The following is a 20,066-nucleotide window of genomic DNA, read 5'->3' as shown; positions in this document are numbered from 1 at the left end:
TATATGTGAGATAGAGAAAGTATTGGAGCGTATTATGAATATTAGAATGGCGATAATGGCAGCAGTTATTAGTTCTACTGCAGTTTTTACGGCACATGGTGCAGATGTATCGATTCCAGGGGCAAATCCTAAAATGCCTGCAGTCGTGTATAGTGATAACATCGTAGATCAAACTAAGATAGCTGAGTTGAGAAAAGATTTATCAGCTTTATATGATAAGCGGATGTCTTCACAGGTTCCTGTAGTGAATAAAAGTGCCGCAAAAGATAAAATCTTGGATAAAAGTATTATTGATTATAAGGCGCATAACTATAGTTCTTCCATTTATGTGTTATCTGGAGAAAATCGCTCTATTCAATTTATCTTGCCAGGTACATCTAATACAAGTTTAATGGTGAATCGAGGTAAAGGCCATACACAATATGCTAAGTCTAATCTTGGTATGATAGGCATTGAGGTGGAGCCTGTAAAGGATACAAGAATTTGGGCTGAATCTGGTAAAAGTTATGCTGAACTTACTGTAGAGGATATGAAGGCTGCTTTTGCAAAACATAATCCAGGTGCTAAAAATACTTTTATTGATGGTGGAAAGTTTACGTATCCAGGTATTGAAAATGGTACGTGGGATGTAGCGTCTTCAGAGGGTAACCTTGATAAAAGTACAATTAGTACGGTTAATTTTTCACTTAAAAATAAGCCGAATTATATGTACCATATTGGCATTATAACCACTGATAAGAATGCTAATTATAAACATACGTTAGGCTTATTGGCAAACTATACAATACCTTCAATTATGGAGAAACCTGAGATTACTATACCTAATACCGTAGATGCTTTGGGAGACTTTACATATCGTCGAATTGAAGGGACAACGTTAAAAAAAGATATAGCTAAAGGTGGTGGATTCGTTAGAGTATATGAAGCAGATGGGTTAGCTCAATTATTACTAGTTAATCCAATCAAGGAAGGAACTCGTCAAAATAAGATTCTATCAGATGCATTAAGAAATCAGATTCTTCATAGTAGAATTATAAAAGGCGTGAAAGTAAATACCTATACTGTATGGCATAACAATACACCAGGAATATTAATGGATATTCAGTATCCTGCTTTTAATGCAATGGAAATATCTTATATAACACGAAATGATAAGAATTTATTTATTCACACTATCATTGCTAATCGTAATAAGAAAAATATTAGTCGAGATGATGTGATTAACTTACTCATTGATGTTCAAATGAAAGGTGAGAGTATGGACTCCACTAGTGTGATATCTCCATTGCCTGAATATGGCTTTTAGCTTTATAGAAGCTTTTGTGCTTTATGTACATTAGAATTCAATAAATTCTATAGAATTTATTGACATGAATAGGAATGTAATATACGATGTATGTAGCGATATATATCGGAACAATAAAATAGTTAGGTAACGGCGCCTTGCATGCAGACTTTCTGCGAGCAAGGCGCTTTTTGTATGGAAAGGAGTTTCTTATGGTCAATATGATTGATACGGGCAACACCGCATGGGTCTTGTTGTGTGCTGCATTAGTATTTTTTATGACACCTGGTTTAGCGTTGTTTTACGGTGGGATGGCGCGTAGTAAAAATGTGCTAGGTACAATCATGCAGAGCTTCTTTTTGATTGGTGTCATTTCTGTTGAGTTTATTTTGATAGGCTATACATTGATTTTTGGTGATGATCTACATGGCATCATCGGCGACTTTAGTAAATTTGGTCTTGATGGTGCGGAGACAGCTGTCTTAAGTGATACACATATTCCTGAGCTTGCCTTTGTAGCATTCCAATGCATGTTTGCTGTTATTACACCAGCCATCATGAGTGGTTCTATTACAGGGCGGATGCGTTTTGCACCTTTTGTAATATTTGCTTTACTATGGTCTATCTTTATATATAATCCGATGGCCCATTGGATTTGGGGCGGTGGATTCCTCAGCGATTTAGGTGCATTAGACTTTGCCGGTGGACTTGCGATTCACGTGTTATCCGGTGTGTCTGGGTTGACCTTATGTATGTTGCTAGGACGTCGCAGAGGCTATGGACGGATGCCTATGCTACCTCACCATTTGCCGATGACGATTCTTGGAGCCGCTATTTTATGGTTTGGTTGGTTTGGCTTTAATGCAGGATCTGCTCTCGGCGTAGGATTTCTTGCGGCTAATGCAGTGTTAACTACACAAATCTCTGCAGCTGTTGGTATTGTAGGATGGGTACTAGTAGAAATGATGCATCGTGGTAAACCTACTGTGTTAGGGGCTGCCTCTGGTGGTGTATCTGGTCTAGTAGCTATTACACCAGCGGCAGGCTTTGTAACGCCTATGGCGGCCGTTATTATTGGCTTTATCGGTGCAGTCGTATGTTATCTAGCGGTAGCTATTATTAAAAATCGCCTTGGGTACGATGATTCTCTTGATGCCTTTGGTATTCATGGTGTAGGCGGCACATGGGGCGCTATTGCTACCGGTTTATGGGCTACAACGACGATTAATGCTGATGGGGCGAATGGGTTGTTCTATGGTGGTTCCTTGTTAGGGCCTCAATTGCTTTCACTCGTGATTGCTTATGTATTAGCCATTGTAGGCACATTTATACTATTTAAAATCGTCAGCGCTTTCATGGATATGCGTGTTAGCATAGGTTCTGAATCTTTGGGTATCGATATTAGTGAACATGGTGAAGGCGCTTATAATCAATCTGAATTTAAAAGCTCAGGTCGATTTATTTCATCCAATCAAACCTCTTTGTTATAATTGGTGATTGATAGATAGTACGCATAGGAGATACATATATGAAACGAATGAAAAAGGTAGATATAATCGCTCGTGCAGAGCAGCTAGAGGATTTAAAAGAGGCCTTAAACAAGATTGGTATTCAAGGTATGACAGTGTCACAAGTCTTTGGCTGTGGCTTACAAAAAGGCCATACCGAAGTATATCGGGGCCAACAATATGATGTGAATTTAATTCCTATGGTAAAAGTTGAAACCGTTGTGTGTGATGTGCCTGTAGATCTTGTAATGGATACAGCGCGAAACACATTACAAACCGGTGAAGTAGGGGACGGTAAAATCTTTGTATACGATGTAGAAGACGCTATGCGTATACGGACAGGCACAAGAGGTACCAAGGCCGTAACCGACGACGAAGCATAACAAAACTCGCATCCTCGACATGATATAATAGCTCTATGAAACATTACATACGTTCCTATTGGACAAAATATAAACAATTGTATAAGAAAGGCCTAAAAGGCATTGCTGCGTTTCTTGCCATTGGAGCGATTATTTTCTTTGTGTTGGCTACGATAGCAAGTCGCGGGATGGGTGTTATCTTTAACGAGGTTATGGCTCGACAAACGATGATGCGTGGTTCTGTAACAGTAGAGCGTTTAACTGCAACGCCGTGGGGAACATTATCCTTTACCGACTTGGTGTGGAGGGATTCAGAAGGTCGTGAATTGCTCACCGTTCCCAGTGGTAAAATTCGCGTCAATATGTGGGATGTTGTCACTCGTAACTTTAAGGCTTCTGCTATCAATGGAATTGAGCTCAACGATGCAACAATCGTAGTCGATCTAGATGATAACAACCGGCTCGATTTTGTGCCTGCTTCGCCTGATGTGAATAAGCCTCTCGATGAGGTGGACCCTCGCCCTAAGCCGCCTAAAAAGACGACGCAAGAGCGACAGGAGGAACTGGGTAAGAAGGTTCGTAATTTTAATTGGGAAGGCCAACATTTGGACCTTACCATTACGCTTAGAAATAATCAGCTAGAAATCTTTCAGAAAAATCGTCACTATGTGATGAAGAATGTAGAGGCTAAGATCCATCTCGATAGTAACCGTGCTATTCGCATCGATATGGAAACGGGTAAGTTCGGTGGTACAGCTATTGGCGATGGGCTTACATTGAAAGGTCGCGTCGATTTAAAGGATGTATCAAAGCATCGCATGCCTCAGCTAGATTTACAGTTTGATGTGAAAGGTGTAGACCCATCGTCACTTGGTTTTGGCGATAATATTCACGATTCTATGACCTTACTAACGCGAGTAACAGGTGATTTTAATCGACCGTTGGCTAAAGGCCGTGTAACGATGCCTATTTTACGGATTCCTGCACTTACCTTTGAAAATGTAGTGGGTGATGTAACGTACCAAGATGGCATTTTAAACTTTGAAAATGTTAATGCTAATGTGTACAGTGGCAAATTAGAGGCAAAAGGGGTATACAATTTAGATACAAGAGCCTATACGATTACAGGTGTAGCTAAGGATTTAGATAGTAGCGAAGCTCTTAAAACGCCTGAGTTCGTCGTCCCTGTATCGGCTAATTTAAACTTTAAAAGCGAAGGTAAGCCTCGTGATATGGAGGTATGGGGGAATTTCTGGTCTGGTGAAGGTCATTATATGCTCATTCCAATTAAAAATATTACAGGAAACTTTCACAATAAGGGGCGCCATTTATCCTTTAGTGATGTGACAGTCAATACAAATATTACGACCATTTCTACAGATGCGTTGCGTATCGATAATGGGCAGCTCACCATGGGGTCGCTCAACATTACATCTCATGGGGGTAGTAATTTTATCCTCTACGACGAATCCTTCGATGAGATCGATGAGAATATGGACCGGATTAAAGCGGGGATGAAGCAAGCTGGTGAAAATAGTAAACGTGCCTCTGAGTCAGCTAAAGGTATAGATAGCATCAAGGTTCCCGATGATGTAAAAGAATCTGTTGGTGATGTAAAACGCCAAATGGATGAGGTGAAAGATGCTTTCAAAGGTATCAAAATAAAGTGATAAATGAAAGATAAATGATATTAACCCTCTTTCATTGTGCGTTTATTTAGATAGTTTATAATAAATCTACGTTATCATAATTTTTGATAAAATACTTTTGTGTTATTTGGAGGTTTTTTATGAAAGCATCAAAACAATTCTCTATCGTTTTGGCCGCAGCTGTACTTGCTTTTGGCGCTGTTACAGTAGCACCACAACAAGCAGACGCTTCTTATGGCTACAAATATACTGATTCCCAACGTCCACCAGTATCTACTCCAACAGGTTATGTTAATCCAGCCATGGGTTCTACAGTAACTGTTACAGATCCTGCACCTACTACAAATAAATTGACTACTCCTAAAGCTAGTACTACTATTGAAAACATTACTGTGACTAATGTTGCACCAAAATACTCTGATTACAATGATATTGCAGCATACTCTCTAGCAGTAGCTGACTATTTCATGGCGAAGATTATGGCTATATATGGTAATGGTAATACAGCTCTTAACCGTTATGGTTTTGGCAGATAATATAGCCATCAAATTTAGTAAAACTAATTTCGGATAACTATATATGCTATATAATAAAAAGGTCCCGTATGGGACCTTTTTATTTGCATAAATTTTTTAATGCGTTGAGAGCTTGCTCAACAATCTCTTAATTTCGGTTATCGATCTAATCCGTTAGCACGTTGGTATTCAGATTTGTCTGTAGATTGAGCTTGATCGTCTGTAGTTACAGTATCTTTAGCTAAGGATTTCTTAATTTTAATAAGAGGTTTTTCTGTAGCCTTTGGATCTTCTTTTTTCTTTACATCATTTTGAGATGGTGGCAAGAATGTGTTGAGTTCATTCTTGTGAGTTACCTCTGTATTTGTAGTAGATGCTAATTGTGCGCGTTGAGGGGCGATGAAGATTTCGTCCTTTGTAATTTTTACATCGTTCAATAATAATTTGAATACTTGAGGTTTTACAAAGATAGTATCATCTACCTTGCGAGCTGCAGGCAAGAAGGATTCAGAAGTATCAAGGTTGATAATCTTCAATTTGCCATGGCGCACTACCTCTGCAGAATCAGGTTGGATAGCTAATGTAGCGATATTCATGTCTACTAATGCTGTTTTAGTAGGCTCATCCCATGCTACTTTATAGCCCAATGCTTCAGATACTTGGCGCAATGCTACGAGTGGTTGACCATCTACATAGATTACATTTTGTTGACCGTTAATAGGCTCAACAACCTTGCCATCTACATTGATATGATGGGCAGTCGTAACAGATACAGGCTTTTCAAGATTCATAGCTGGACCTGGATTCTCCATGCCAATAGCCGCCTGTGCAGGTTGTACTGCGCCAAATGTGAAAGCTAATGCACCTACAGCGATGCTAGATAAAATAAGCTGTTTTAATTTCATAAGGGACCTCCATAAGGTGTTATATTTCTCTGAATGTATTAACATTACCAAATGTATATGAATATTTTATTATAAATTTTAATTTTATACAATCTATATGTGAGCGCAATATAATTGAACTAGATTATGGGGATAGGATAGTTTATTTAGAGACATAGGATGAAACGGTCATTTAACTATAGTCTGAAATCGTTTATCTCTATAACTGGTGTATTCTTTTATATGCTATAATTAAGTGTTACATGAATTATTCAATATATCTAATTATAGAGTTCTAGAATGTATAGAAAGAGGTTCCTTATGGCATCCGGCAGATCTGAAAAAGAGTTACAAGGGGTAACGATGTTAGGTCACAAGACCGATTACCCAACTGATTATGCACCACAGGTGTTAGAGGCGTTTGATAACAAGCACCCTGATAATGATTACTTCGTTAAGTTTAATTGTCCTGAGTTCACTAGCTTATGTCCTATGACAGGTCAACCTGACTTTGCCACAATCTATATCTCTTATGTACCGGATAAGAAAATGGTTGAATCCAAGTCTTTGAAATTGTACCTATTTAGTTTCCGTAATCATGGGGATTTCCACGAAGATTGCATCAATATCATCATGAAAGACCTCATCAAGTTGATGGATCCTAAATACATCGAGGTATGGGGCAAGTTTACACCACGCGGTGGTTTGTCCATCGATCCATACGCAAACTACGGCAAGCCTGGTACAGAGTGGGAAAAGACGGCAAAAGAGCGCCTTCATTTCCACGATATGCAGCCTGAGCGCGTAGCATACCGTTAATATGGTATATGAATATATAACAATGGGCACATCGTTCATAATGTTTTTTATGATCGGTGTGATCTTGTCTATTCACCCTGCATCCATAATCGTAGGGGAGCATACGCAGTTGTCACATCTTAGTAGATGGGCTCGATGGAATGGGTATCTTATCTTTGTATTGACCCTGTTTATCGTAGATGTACTCACGACAAATGGTATATATGCTGCATTTTATGATGTTTATGGTAATCTATCGTCTTTGAGTGAGCTAACATTTGACCCGATGGCTCTATTCTTTAGTGAAAGCTTCCAAATAGGCGTTGTTTTCGTCTTTGTTTTAGTATTGTTACAAGTGTTAGGCCTCGTCGATTTGGCTCATGGCGAAAGAAACTTATCGTTTCATTATGACCAACTACATCAAGGCAAAGAACAACCGTCTTGGATGGAACGGTACATGGTGCATACAAAGGGCACATTGGGTTCAGGTATGGTTGGTCTGCTTTATATGTTGCGGATGACCATGAGAACTATGTGGCCTTATATTATATGTCTTATATGGTTCAAGCTTATAGCTATACTCGCTAATGTGTTACTTTCACCAGTTATCAATCGATTAATGCATGTTGAACCGATGACATCAACGCATATCATACTAGATCCTTATGTAGCGATATATTTGATAGCAGGATTTCTATGGGGCTATGTAGCACTGCACTATGACATAGATAAGGCGTATAATGTAGCGAATAGTACTGTTATAGCCATCATTCCGCGGCTTACCGTTATACTAGGGGCAGTCATCTTTATTGGGGTTGCGCTAGCTATCATTATGGTGCCTATTACCTGGGATATGGTGGTAGACACACTGGGAAATTTATAAATAAACCTAGTTATTTCCTATATTTTTAGGGTTTTAAAAGCGGTTCTCATTCTCTTGACAATGCATAGATGCAGGTGATAGAGTATGAGTGTATTTATGAGAATACACAAATGGTTATATCCAGTGTATAGAGAATAACAAGGTGAAAATCATATCGTCCTTGGGATGTTCCTGAGGACGATTTTTATCATCTATCGCCAAAAGGAGGATCAGATGAGCATAGTCACAAATCAAACAACTAAACTGATTGGTAAAACTCCGGTATATCAATTACCAAATACCAATATTTATGTAAAACTTGAAAAATATAATGTAGGCGGTTCTGTGAAAGACCGTGCTGTACTTGGCATGTTACAAGATGCTAAGGAAAAAGGACGCCTTCACGAAGATAGCATTATCGTAGAGGCCACAAGCGGAAATACAGGTATTGCTCTTGCCATGGTGGGCGCTATCTTGCATATTAAAACTGTTATTATTATGCCTGAAAGCATGAGTAAAGAACGTCGTGAGCTCATTAAAGCCTATGGTGCACAGCTCATATTAACACCGAAAGAAACGGGTATGAGAGGTGCTCTTGAACGCGCTAATGAAATTTTAGATAAATATCCAAATGCTTTCACATTGGGCCAATTCGTAAACCCTGCAAACCCAGATATGCATTATCGTACAACTGGTGCCGAAATTGTAGAACAAGTGCCAAATGTAGATGTTTTCATAGCTGGTATCGGTACTGGCGGCACTTTCACAGGCGTTGCAAAACGTTTGAAAGAACATAATCCTAACTTGAAGGCCATTGCCGTAGAGCCAACAGGATCTCCAGCCATTACGGAAGGCAAGGGTGGTCCTCACAAAATTCAAGGCATTGGGGCAGGTTTTATTCCTGAAAACTTTGATCAAAGCTTGATGGACGGAGTACAAACTGTAAGCGATGAAGAGGCTTTTAGCGAAGTGCAAACCTTTATGCGTGAAAGCGGTGTTTCTATTGGTCTTTCTTCAGGGGCGGCTATTGTTGCGGCAAAGCGTATTGCTCGAGAAGAGCCAAAGGCGAATATCGTGGTGATTGCGCCGGATGGGGTAGAAAAATATTTATCCCTCTTGGACTTCGCCAATAATGAATATGTAAAGTAACGGATTTCGCATAGATAAAGCATCTTATGTATAGGAATACATACCACATATGTTGTATACTATATATTATATATGAGTAGAGTTATTTGAGATGGAGTCGCTATGATACAAGGTTTACGCGAATTATGGGGCAAAATTCAATATAATATTAAGCGCGTAATGGATTCTGACCCGGCAGCAACAAATGTGTGGATGGTTATTTGGACATACCCGCATATTACAGCCTTGTTCTGGCATTTCTTTGCGCATCGCCTCTATAAGGCGGGATGGCCAACCTTGGCTCGTCGCGTAGCACTTCATTCTCGTCACGTAACCGGCATTGAAATCCATCCAGGTGCTACCATCGGTCGTGGTTTATTTATCGACCATGGCATGGGTGTCGTTATCGGTGAAACGGCAATCGTAGGGGATAATGTGACCTTGTTCCACCAAGTGACGTTAGGTGGCATGTCCTCTAAAAAGGTAAAACGCCATCCGACCATCGAAGATGAAGTACTCATCGGTACAGGTACGAAAATCTTAGGCGATATTACGATTGGGGCTCGTACCAAAATCGGTTGTAACCTCGTTATTAAACACGATATCCCTAAAGATATGGTTATCTTTGAAACAGATCCAGAAAATATGTATGTCCGTAAACCTCGTCGTACTAATAATGGCCAGGCAGAGGAAAAGAAAATTCCTGATGATTACATAGAATACTATATTTAATATAGTGTAATAAAACCGCATATAATATAGAAAGATAGAACCTCTAACTATTAGTTGAACTAGTAGTTAGAGGTTTTTTTATAAAAATATTCAAAAAAATCGATTTAATGTATTGACAAGGAAAATCATTATTGGTAAAATAAATTATGTAATCAATACTGATTACAAATTAGATAAACGAATTGATGGCATAGAAGCCGACTGGGTTTATTCTGCTTTTTGAATAAACTATATTTGAGAATTAAAAGAAAAAGGAGAATTACTATGAAAAACTTACAACAAGTAAACCAATATTTAGCAGATCTTTCCGTATGGAACGTAAAATTACATAACCTACATTTCAACGTAACAGGTCCACAATTCAAATCCATTCACGAATATTTGGAATCCATCTATGATGAAGCGTTTGAATACTTCGATGCAGTAGCAGAACACGTGAAAATGCAAGGTCAATTCCCATTGGTTAATTCTGCAGAATACGCTAAATTGACTAAAATTGAAGAATTGGGTCAAGAAGATATCCCTCAAGCGAAAGTAATTGAAATTCTTCTTAAAGACTTCAAATACATGAATGATCAAGCTGTAGCAATCCGTGCAGCTGCTGATGAAGAAGGTGACTTCTTGCTCGTAAGCATGATGGAAGATCACGTTGCATACTATGTAAAACAAATCTGGTTCATCGAATCCATGTTGAAATAATACGATTGACAATGCCTTATTGGGTATGATATGATTACCCAGTAAAGCATGGAGGATTACTCAAGAGGCTGAAGAGGACGGTTTGCTAAATCGTTAGGGCGGGTTACCGTCGCTAGGGTTCGAATCCCTAATCCTCCGCCATGCTGAGACCTCACATCACGCGATGTGAGGTCTTTTTGTTTATTGTGGAATTTACTGGGGATGGACCTAAAGGTGTAAGGGCTCAAGTGAGCCTGAGGTCTTGTGAATATTGATTTATACAGGTGTGTAAGGTTATAGAGTTGACGTATGACAAGGGGTTTCATATAATAGATTGTATAAAATGTAATTTTAAGGAGACTCTTATGAATATAAAATATACACGTCACATGAATTTACTTCGTCGCGCTGTTGGCATCGGTGCATTATGTCTCGTTGCCTCTGTTGGTTTCGCACATGCTGAAAGTATTGCTATTCCAAGCGCACGTCCTATGGTAGATGGCGTGAGTGCTGATGTAGAAACTGTTAGTAGTTCTAGCAAAGCTCAACATCATGTGAGTGCAGGTGTGATTACACCAAATGATTGGACGTATACAGCATTACAAACACTAGTTAAGCACGGTGCTATTACCGATACACATGGTTTTGCCTTTGATGGTAATACAAGCTATACAAAGGATGAACTCATGCCGCTTATCGACGAAGTTGTAACTAAACGGGAGCAAATGAACGAAAACGACCGCCAATATGCGTTGCGTATTTATCAAGAAAATATGCGTGATGTAATGGATTATCGTATTGCTCGCGATAAGAAGGTTACCCGAGAGCGCCGTCAAAAATTAGACGAAAAACGTGCTGAAAAAGCTAAGAAATCTGGTAAAACATACCAAGTATCTAAATCTCAACAAGAGGCTTTAGATGCAGCTAATGACGAAGTGGCAAAACCAGAAGAGCGCGCGTTAACTGATGAACAAATCAAAGAAAAAATGAAGAAGTTCAAAATTGATGACTCTCGCGTTAAAGTAAATAATAATGTGCGCATCCGTTATACCGGTGGTAAGGATACAAAATCTAAAACCGATGCTCGTATGCAAACGGAGATGACTTTCACTCTATAACCCTATTTAAGGAGTTATAATGATTGATTTTTTAAAGAAACAGCTGTTTACCGTCCACCAAAACGGTAAGCAGCAGGTGAGCGAGGTCTTTAAATATATAGGACCTGGCATCATCGTAACGGTTGGGTTCATCGACCCTGGCAATTGGGCGGCCAATCTCGCTGCTGGTGCTAGTTATGGTTATGAACTATTGTGGGTAGTTACGCTATCTACGATTATGCTTATTTTATTGCAACATAACGTGGCCCACTTAGGCATTGTACGAGGCCAATGTTTATCCGAATGTGCTTATGAATTCTTGCCGCGTTACGTGTCTAGGTTCGTATTGAGTACGGCGGGCATTGCAGCGGCAGCGACCGCATTGGCCGAGTTTATCGGTGCAGCCATCGCATTGAAAATGCTTTTTGGCATTCCTCTTTTGATAGGCAGTATCTTGACGGCTGTAATCTGTACCATTATGCTCATTACCAATTCCTATCGGAAGCTAGAGCGTATCATTGCAGGATTCGTATCCCTTATTGCGTTGGCGTACCTCGTAGAGGTCAATATGGTCAATGTAGATTGGGCAGCAGCTGGTATTGGTTGGGTAGATCCTAAGGTTCCTAATGAATCGATGCTCGTTATTTTGAGTATCTTAGGGGCTGTTATTATGCCTCACAATTTGTTCTTGCACTCAGAAATCATTCAAAGTCGCCAGTTCAACACACAAGATCCTTCTGTAATGAAGCGCCAATTGCGTTATGAATTTCTAGACACCCTATTATCTATGGGTATTGGCTGGATGATTAACTCTGCCATGATCTTATTGGCGGCGGCAGTGTTCTTTGCTCATGGCATTGAAGTAACGGAGCTTGAACAGGCTGAGGAGTTGTTACGACCTCTCATTGGACCTGCAGCAGGTACAATCTTTGCTATCGCATTGCTCTTTGCGGGCTTTGCATCGTCTGCTACGGCAGGTATGGCAGGGGCGAGTATCTTTGCCGGTATGTTTGGTGAGTCTTACGATATGAAAGACTTCCATACAAGATTAGGCTTGGCATTAACTTATATTCCAGCATTGCTTTTGATTGTATTCGTTACTGATTCATTCCAAGCCTTGTTGATCTCTCAAATGTTCTTGAGCTTGCAACTGCCTATTACGATTTTCTTGCAGCTCTATATGACAAGTAGCCGCAAGGTGATGGGGCAATATGCGAACCATACATATACAAATGTACTATTATGGGGCATTGGCATTGTAGTAACCGTTATGAATATCTACTTACTCTATGTAGGCGCATAAGATATAAGCTCATCATTTAAAGCTAATAATGATAGAGAAAAAGACCGCGTTGGCGGTCTTTTTTTTAGTAGGTTATGTATATTGATTATGTAAAAAGCGTATCCAAGAATACCCATGTGGGCTATAAAATATGTTACAATTAAAGATAGCATAATATCTGTAGGGAGGATTCCCTCACCAGTGTAATAGATAGAAATTAGGAGGACCTAATGGCAAAGGAAGTAAAAGTACAAGACGCAATGCAATCTGATTTCAGTGTTGTAGTAAACGATATTGCAGAGGAATTATTAACGCGCCTAAATATGGATGAGGATGGCTCTATTATCGACATGTTCCAAACAGGTTCTTTTGATCCTTGGCAATTATTTGTGTTCTTTGGCGCTTTAGAAAAAGCGCTCGTTGATTTTAGAACAGATAAACGCAAAAAAACAGTTATCGTTCACGCCCAACCTGAGGCCCTTATTGGTATTGGCCGTGTAGTGACACCTGTATCCACTATGCTCGAGCATGTGTTGATGTCTCGTTTGAACGACATGAGTGAAGGTCGTTTGGAAACAGGTATGCTTACAGTATCTGCTGGAAGCATCGACTACGAAGGTGTTAATCTAAAAGGCCGTCACGTTGTTATCGTATGCGACCTTGTAGATGAAGACTCTGATTACCTCAAAGAATGTATTAATTTATGTAAAGAAATGAAAGCTAGCCACGTAGTGGCTGTGCCTCTCATGTTGTGGAATCCTGAGTTGATTGATAACTTGACAGAGGAAACTATCAAGGCGGAGTTATCCCATGAAAATCGTCCTCTCTCCTAGTAAGACAAAAACGATTACCAATGCTACTAGCAACGATGGGGCAGTACATACTGCAGTCCGGGACGGTCAATTTCAACCGCACATTACACAAGATATTGTAAAACATGTGCAATCCCTTGATGTGGCGGCCCTTGGCAAGGCTTTAAAATTAAAGGATGATAAGGCGCAGGCACTCTTTGATTTCTATCAAGATTTTGAGTCTCATCCTGTAGGGCGTGCTTGTGAAAGCTACGATGGCATTGCTTTCAAATATTTAGACTGGTCGAACTTGTCTGATGAGGCTAAGGCCTTTGGTGAAAGCCACCTCGTTGTGATGTCTGCCTTGTACGGCGTTGTAGAGCCTACGATGGGCGTTAGAGACTATCGACTAGATATGGTCGATAAGGTAGGTATTAATTTATACGATACGTGGCGCGAAGCTGTGGATGCATACTTTCACAAGGAAGATTGGATCCTAAATCTAGCGTCTAAAGAATATGCGAAAATGGTGAACCATCCAAAGGTGGTAACCGTTGAGTTTTGGGAATTGCGAGGCGACACATTTAAACAGATGAGTACGTCCTCCAAAATGAGTCGTGGCATGATGGCTCATGCATGTTTGACGGAGCAAGTGAAGCATGTAAGGGATTTGCCCCGTGAAATTAATGGATTTATCTGTGTTACAGATATTGAATCCATTACGATACCAAGCGAATCGATGATGGTTCGTTATGAAAGGAAGTGATTGTTTGCAAGTGCAAGACATTCTTGCAAAAGACCTCGTTGGCGATGAATGGCTAACAGAGGATGAGCTAAGATTTCTCATGTCTGTAACTGATGAAGAACAGTTGCAGTTAATATATAAAAAGGCTTATGAAGTGAAGGCGAAATATGTAAAGCCTGTAGCGTACTATCGTGGCCTCATCGAGTTCTCGAACCGATGCATCAAAAACTGTAATTACTGCGGTATCCGTCGTGAAAATGACAAGACGGAACGCTTTGATATGAATCGTGAAGATATCATCAAGATGGCACAATGGGCGTACGACCATGAATATGGTTCTATTACGCTCCAATCTGGTGAACGCTGTGATGATGCCTTTGTGGATTATGTGGTGGATTTAATTCGCGATATTAAAGCCATTGGCGATGGTTCCCTTGGCATTACGATGTGCGTAGGGGAACAAAGCGAAGAGGCGTACCGCCGCATGCGTGAAGCCGGCGCTAGTCGTTATTTATTGCGCATTGAAACAACAAATAAAGAGCTATATCATAAAATTCACCCTCAAGATGAACTACACTCTTTTGAAACGCGCGTTGAATGTTTACGTAGCTTGCGCCGCGTAGGTTTCCAAGTGGGTACAGGTGTTATGATTGGTTTGCCTGGGCAAACCGAAGAAGATCTTGTAAATGATATCTTGTTTTATCGCGATATGGATATCGATATGATCGGCATGGGTCCGTATGTGGTACATCATGATACGCCGCTAGGCCAAGAGGCATTGGCGATGGGCATCGATGATGAAGCAGGTAAATTGCGCCGTATTCAATTGGGCCTAAAGATGATTGCGTTGACACGGTTATTCTTGAAAGACGTAAATATTGCAGCTACAACAGCATTACAAGCACTTGATAAATTAGGTCGTGAAAAAGGCCTTGCTGCGGGTGCTAATATTTTGATGCCTATCATTACCATTCCGGAACACCGTGCAAAATATTTGCTGTACGATAATAAACCTTGCGTAGATGATAATGCAGACAAATGTAAAGACTGCTTAACGCGCCGCGTAATGTCCATCGGTGATACCGTAGGTTGGAAGCAAAATGGCGACTCCAAGCACTACGGAAAACGTACGGGAGAGTTTTAGAGAGTTTTAGTTTGTATATGAGGTTGTATTATGGAGACAAAATGGTATTCTGATTTTTGGCGGTTGTTTGCAAGTCCTTTTAAAGGCGGTATTGATCAAGTGGTGCAATCGGGCACTTTGCAAAAAGGTTTCTGGGGCACTGTATTCTTGTGGGCTATTCCATATATTATATTGGCTTTATTTGGGACTATGTTAATTCCATTTCTCCCTCATAATGAATTTACTGGTTTAACCTATTTAATCGGTATCGGTGCAAGTTTTATATTTGTTTTTGCATGGCTCATCAGTATCGGTTGGTCCTTTGTAATGGTTGCCATCGGTTCTTATGTATATAACTGGGTTATTACTAAAATGGGTGGTACCGACAATGTACAAGCCATTATGAAAGTTAGTTGGTATCTACAAGGGTATGAAGTACTATTATTTAGTATTGGATATACGATAGTCTTGATCGTAATGGGACTATTAGGTCTTGTATTCGATAGTAGTGCTATTGCTGGTTTCGTATATTTTGTAGGAACCGTGGCATTAATTATTATTTCTATCTGGGTATCCTTAGAACTTATGGCAAGACAGGTCATGCTTACTAAAATGAAAGTTTTCATTGCCTGTATCATTACGTCCATTATCTTTGTTCTTATCTGGGCAATCTTCATGGCACTTCTTGGTGGCTGTGCCTCTTTAGTGAGTAGATAATACTGATATATAAATTAATATTAATAAAGAGTCCTCTTTTTTTGATAAATTTTTTCGGAAAAAGAGGACTTTTCTATTTGGGTGTCGAAATGTATTAGCAAAAGCCGTAATTTGCCATTAAGGAGGCGATTCCGATGAAAGAGTACAGTAGTGATAAAATTAGAAACGTTGCTGTTGTTTCCCACGATGGTGCAGGTAAAACAGCTCTTGTTGAATCCTTGTTGTTAACCTCTGGTGCGGTTGATTTCGTAGGTAAAGGCCAAGACAATAAACATATTATGGACTTTGAACCTGAAGAAATTAAACGTAATGTAACAATCCAATTGGGCATGGCTCCATGTGAATGGCATGACCATAAGGTTAACTTCGTAGATACTCCAGGCTATAATGAATTCCATGGCGAAGTTCGTGCCGCTTTGCGTGCGTGCGATGGTATGTTGATGGTACTATCCGCCACATCTGGTGTAGAAACTGACACAGTTCGCGCTTGGGATTATGCAGTGGAATTACAAATGCCACGCATGGCATTTATCAATAAAATGGATGTTGATGGTGCTGATTTCTTCGGTACTATTGAAAGAATGCGGGAATTATTTGGCAAAGGCATTATGCCATTGCAGATTCCTATCGGTGAAGGCGCCAACTTTGAAGGCGTCGTAGACGTAGCTAAAATGACTGCGTTTACTTACAAGGACGGCCAACCAACAGAGATTGCTGTACCAGCTCACCTTATCGAAAAGGCTCAAGAAATTCGGGAAATGACCGTAGAAGCCGCGGCTGAAGGTAGCGATGAATTGTTGGAAAAATATTTAGAAGGCGAAGAATTATCCTTAGAGGAAATTCGCCAAGGCTTGCGTGAAGGGATGATTAGTGGCCGTGTGTGCCCAATCATGTGTGGCAGTGCCACATCTCGTATTGGCTTAGATCAAGTATTGGATCGTATGATCCGTTACATGCCGGATGCAACTAAAAAAGTGATGACCGCAACTGATGCGGAAACCGGCGAACAATGTGTAGTACATGTAGATAAACCGTTAACTGCATTCGTATTTAAAACATTGTTAGACCCATTCGCAGGCAAACAAAGCTTTGTACGTATCTTCTCTGGTGAACTAAAAGAAGGCGATCGCCTTTATGATGTAAACCAAGGTGTAGAAGAAAAATGGGGCAAGATGGTTACCCTTATCGGGAAGCAACAAATCCCTGTATCTGCCGCTAAAGCTGGCGATATCGTAGTGATACCGAAATTGGCTAATGCTAAGACTGGCGATACATTAACTGCTCCTGACTTTAAAGTGACATACGATGCTATCCGTTTCCCTCAACCTCTATACACAGTGGCATTAGAACCTGTGAAAAAAGGTGAGGAGGAAAAATTAGCTGGTGCTGTTCTAAAAGTAGCAGAAGAAGATCCTACTTGCGTAGTAGTGAAAAATGCTGAGGCCCGTCAACTACAAATCGATTGTATGGGCGAGGTTCATCTCGAGCATATCCTCAACAAAATGGATCGTAAATATGGCGTACAAGCTAAACTTGTGACTCCATACATTCCATACCGCGAAACCATTAAAGGCTCCGCTGAAACCGAGTCTAAATATAAGAAACAAAGTGGCGGTCATGGTCAATATGGTCACGTTAAGATTCAAGTGGACCCATTATATGATGGTACCGAATTTGCGTTCGTAGACAAAATCTTTGGTGGTGCTGTACCTAAACAATACATACCAGCAGTGGAAAAGGGTGCCAAAGAAACCCTAGATAAAGGCTTAATTGCGGGATATCCTATGATTGGCGTGCAAGTGACACTCTTGGATGGATCTTACCATAGCGTAGACTCCTCAGAGTTAGCATTCAAAGTAGCTACGTCACAAGCTATCAAGGATGTAATTCCTAAGGCGAAACCAGTCCTATTAGAACCAATCTATGAAGTTAACGTGTTTGCACCAGATGCTTTCATGGGCGACATCATGGGTGATTTAAATAGCCGTCGAGGTCGTGTATTAGGCATGGAACAAAGTGAAAGAACAGGTATTTCTGTTGTTAAAGCTCAAGTACCATTGGCTGAAATGGCCGACTATGTGACTGCATTGCGCTCCATCACTCAAGGACAAGGCGTATTTAACCGTCAGTTCTATACTTATGAAGAGGTTCCACATAAGCAAGCGGAAGAAATTATCGCTGCTCATAAAACTCAAGAATAAAGTTAAGAACATGTCCACGTACTGTATCAAATACAGTTAGAATCACTACAACTGAATAGATAATTGCATATAGTAACAACTTAATAGCATAACAATTGACGTAAGTCATAAATTTGAATAGTATTTTACAGGAGTCCTCCATATATGTAGCGTATGGAGGGCTTTTACTATATATGCTTTACTATATATGCGCCTTATATAAAGCGTATAGTGTCTAGTCCTTTATGTATATATGTGCTAACATTAAAGGTAATATAATTGCTTATATATCAGGTGTTATTTCCATATATCGGGAAAGGATCGTATATGTTTTTCTCTAGCATTACTGCAGATTATACAAAAATGGGCTATCCTAAAGCCATCGTACGAGCTTTAGATTTCTTAAAGAATACAGATTTGAAAGCATTGCCAGGCGGTCGTCATGAAATTGAAGGTGACATGATGTATGCCAATGTGGACGATGTGGAAACAAAACTATTTGAAACTACAAAACCTGAATCTCATCGCAACTATGTAGATATTCAATTTATGGTGAGCGGCGAAGAAAATATGGGCTTTTTTGTAGATAAAGGCCTCGTTAAACCTGTTGAATCCTATCCAGAACGAGATTGCTATTTCTATCCAAATGAATCGGTTGATGAAGGGCACATCCACTGTCCAGAAGGGTATTATACGGTATTCTTCCCATCTGATATCCATAGACCTTTGTTAGCGGTTAATGATAAGCCTATTAAAATCCGCAAGGTTGTTGTAAAAGTGCACGTGGATCTCTTAGGCGAGTAATCCTATGAAGCGATACGAAGTTATAGGTGTTCTACTAACCCTATTAGGTGCCATTTTATGGGGCGTATCAGGTGCTTCAGTACAATTCCTAAGCAACTTTAGGGATATGAACTTAGAATGGCTAGTTACCATGCGCTTAATTACAGCAGGGCTATTAACCGTTATCTATGCGTGGTTTAAGTATGGTAATGCTATCTTTGACGTCTTTCGAAATTTGAAAGATATAGTAGGCCTTATCGTTTTTGGCGTATTTGGTATGGCCTTGTGCCAATATACATACTTTAAATCCATTGCTTTGGCTGGGGCTGGCATTGCGACGGTACTCCAATACTTGGCGCCATCCATGATTATTATTTATATGCTAGCACGTTATGGTAAACGGCCCTCTAAAGGGGAGATTATTTCTGTTATATTGGCCTTGGTAGGTACGATTTGTTTGATGGGGAATGATGGCTTTTCTTTTGAAAGCTTCCCTCTGGCCGTGCTTATGTGGGGCCTCTTGTCTGCCGTGGGGGTAGCTGTATATAGTGTTTCTCCTGTAGATTTACTATATAAATATGGGACCTTACCGATTGTAGGCTTTGGCATGCTTCTCAGTGGTATTGTGGCAGCTATCTTGTTCCACCAACCAAATTCCTATGCTCTGTGGGATGTGTGGACTGTTATTGGCTGTTTCAATGTTGTCTTTCTGGGGACCATTGTTTCGTTTAATGCTTATTTAGAAGGTGTTAAACGAATAGGTGCTGTACCAGGATCCATCTTGTCATCTATTGAGCCGATTTCGGCGGCTTTCTTTGGATGGGCTTTTTTAGACAACCAATTTAGTGCATTAGGGCTAATTGGCATGGCTATTATCATTGCTACTGTTATTATTATTGCTCTAGAAAAACGTAATTAATCTATAGGTGATTGATTTGCGTTAACTT

The 20,066-nt window shown here is 40.0% G+C and carries 20 protein-coding genes and 1 tRNA gene; 20 read left to right on the top strand and 1 reads right to left on the bottom strand.

Annotated features, from left to right (window positions below; genetic code table 11):
* The first annotated feature begins 34 nt into the window (after nt 1-34).
* The 5 genes from ACDF53_RS02750 (at nt 35) to ACDF53_RS02730 (ending at nt 5,340) form a co-directional block, all read left to right on the top strand.
* A complete protein-coding gene (locus tag ACDF53_RS02750) occupies nt 35-1,306 on the top strand; it encodes a hypothetical protein (protein WP_370815406.1) in 1,272 nt (423 codons plus the stop codon).
* A gap of 191 nt (nt 1,307-1,497) precedes the next feature.
* Nucleotides 1,498-2,775, top strand: a complete 1,278-nt coding sequence (locus ACDF53_RS02745; protein ID WP_370815405.1) for an ammonium transporter — start codon at nt 1,498-1,500, stop codon at nt 2,773-2,775.
* A 38-nt stretch (nt 2,776-2,813) separates the two neighbouring features.
* Nucleotides 2,814-3,176 carry a P-II family nitrogen regulator gene (locus ACDF53_RS02740; protein WP_105086369.1) on the top strand — a complete coding sequence of 121 codons (363 nt, stop codon included), beginning with the start codon at nt 2,814-2,816 and terminating at the stop codon, nt 3,174-3,176.
* A gap of 35 nt (nt 3,177-3,211) precedes the next feature.
* The gene (locus ACDF53_RS02735; RefSeq protein ID WP_370815404.1) at nt 3,212-4,825 is read left to right on the top strand and encodes a membrane biogenesis protein AsmA; all 1,614 of its coding nucleotides are present in this window, start codon (nt 3,212-3,214) and stop codon (nt 4,823-4,825) included.
* A 119-nt stretch (nt 4,826-4,944) separates the two neighbouring features.
* Nucleotides 4,945-5,340, top strand: coding sequence for a hypothetical protein (locus tag ACDF53_RS02730; RefSeq protein WP_005387504.1), 396 nt, complete (start codon nt 4,945-4,947; stop codon nt 5,338-5,340).
* Nucleotides 5,341-5,477: 137 nt separating this feature from the next.
* Here ACDF53_RS02730 and ACDF53_RS02725 read toward each other — a convergent pair whose 3' ends face one another.
* Nucleotides 5,478-6,224, bottom strand: a complete 747-nt coding sequence (locus ACDF53_RS02725) for a stalk domain-containing protein (RefSeq protein ID WP_370815403.1) — start codon at nt 6,222-6,224, stop codon at nt 5,478-5,480.
* Between the two features lie 300 nt (nt 6,225-6,524).
* Here ACDF53_RS02725 and queF point away from each other — a divergent pair, with 300 nt between their 5' ends.
* The 15 genes from queF to ACDF53_RS02650 all read left to right on the top strand — a co-directional run bounded on the left by queF (nt 6,525) and on the right by ACDF53_RS02650 (nt 20,038).
* A complete protein-coding gene (gene queF / locus ACDF53_RS02720; protein WP_005387511.1) occupies nt 6,525-7,022 on the top strand; it encodes a preQ(1) synthase in 498 nt (165 codons plus the stop codon).
* Between the two features lie 40 nt (nt 7,023-7,062).
* Nucleotides 7,063-7,884, top strand: coding sequence for a hypothetical protein (locus ACDF53_RS02715; RefSeq protein WP_370815402.1), 822 nt, complete (start codon nt 7,063-7,065; stop codon nt 7,882-7,884).
* A gap of 213 nt (nt 7,885-8,097) precedes the next feature.
* A complete protein-coding gene (gene cysK / locus ACDF53_RS02710; protein ID WP_024066061.1) occupies nt 8,098-9,012 on the top strand; it encodes a cysteine synthase A in 915 nt (304 codons plus the stop codon).
* Nucleotides 9,013-9,114: 102 nt separating this feature from the next.
* Nucleotides 9,115-9,723: a serine O-acetyltransferase EpsC gene (epsC, locus tag ACDF53_RS02705; RefSeq protein WP_005387517.1), complete on the top strand. Its 609-nt coding sequence runs from the start codon at nt 9,115-9,117 to the stop codon at nt 9,721-9,723.
* Nucleotides 9,724-9,987: 264 nt separating this feature from the next.
* Nucleotides 9,988-10,422, top strand: coding sequence for a DNA starvation/stationary phase protection protein (locus ACDF53_RS02700; RefSeq protein ID WP_005387520.1), 435 nt, complete (start codon nt 9,988-9,990; stop codon nt 10,420-10,422).
* 50 nt (nt 10,423-10,472) lie between these two features.
* A tRNA-Ser gene (locus tag ACDF53_RS02695) sits at nt 10,473-10,563 on the top strand.
* Nucleotides 10,564-10,766: 203 nt separating this feature from the next.
* Nucleotides 10,767-11,519: a hypothetical protein gene (locus ACDF53_RS02690; RefSeq protein WP_227283435.1), complete on the top strand. Its 753-nt coding sequence runs from the start codon at nt 10,767-10,769 to the stop codon at nt 11,517-11,519.
* Between the two features lie 19 nt (nt 11,520-11,538).
* On the top strand, nt 11,539-12,801 hold the full coding sequence (locus tag ACDF53_RS02685) for an Nramp family divalent metal transporter (protein WP_227720648.1): 1,263 nt from the start codon (nt 11,539-11,541) through the stop codon (nt 12,799-12,801).
* Nucleotides 12,802-13,010: 209 nt separating this feature from the next.
* Nucleotides 13,011-13,613 carry a hypothetical protein gene (locus tag ACDF53_RS02680; protein ID WP_295203987.1) on the top strand — a complete coding sequence of 201 codons (603 nt, stop codon included), beginning with the start codon at nt 13,011-13,013 and terminating at the stop codon, nt 13,611-13,613.
* Entirely contained in the window at nt 13,591-14,337 is a 747-nt protein-coding gene (locus ACDF53_RS02675) for a YaaA family protein (protein WP_370815401.1), read from the top strand. Before ACDF53_RS02680 ends, ACDF53_RS02675 begins: the two co-directional genes overlap by 23 nt.
* On the top strand, nt 14,324-15,460 hold the full coding sequence (hydE, locus tag ACDF53_RS02670; RefSeq protein WP_005387530.1) for a [FeFe] hydrogenase H-cluster radical SAM maturase HydE: 1,137 nt from the start codon (nt 14,324-14,326) through the stop codon (nt 15,458-15,460). The genes ACDF53_RS02675 and hydE overlap by 14 nt, the downstream gene beginning before the upstream one ends.
* A gap of 30 nt (nt 15,461-15,490) precedes the next feature.
* The gene (locus ACDF53_RS02665) at nt 15,491-16,156 is read left to right on the top strand and encodes a hypothetical protein (RefSeq protein WP_024066000.1); all 666 of its coding nucleotides are present in this window, start codon (nt 15,491-15,493) and stop codon (nt 16,154-16,156) included.
* A 134-nt stretch (nt 16,157-16,290) separates the two neighbouring features.
* Entirely contained in the window at nt 16,291-18,357 is a 2,067-nt protein-coding gene (gene fusA / locus ACDF53_RS02660; protein ID WP_298696311.1) for an elongation factor G, read from the top strand.
* A gap of 306 nt (nt 18,358-18,663) precedes the next feature.
* Nucleotides 18,664-19,140, top strand: a complete 477-nt coding sequence (locus tag ACDF53_RS02655; protein WP_370815400.1) for a YhcH/YjgK/YiaL family protein — start codon at nt 18,664-18,666, stop codon at nt 19,138-19,140.
* 4 nt (nt 19,141-19,144) lie between these two features.
* On the top strand, nt 19,145-20,038 hold the full coding sequence (locus tag ACDF53_RS02650; protein ID WP_370815399.1) for a DMT family transporter: 894 nt from the start codon (nt 19,145-19,147) through the stop codon (nt 20,036-20,038).
* Nucleotides 20,039-20,066: the final 28 nt, after the last annotated feature.

Source organism: Veillonella sp., from assembly GCF_041333735.1.
In the GTDB taxonomy this organism is placed as follows: domain Bacteria; phylum Bacillota; class Negativicutes; order Veillonellales; family Veillonellaceae; genus Veillonella.
This window is presented reverse-complemented; position numbering and strand designations above follow the sequence as displayed.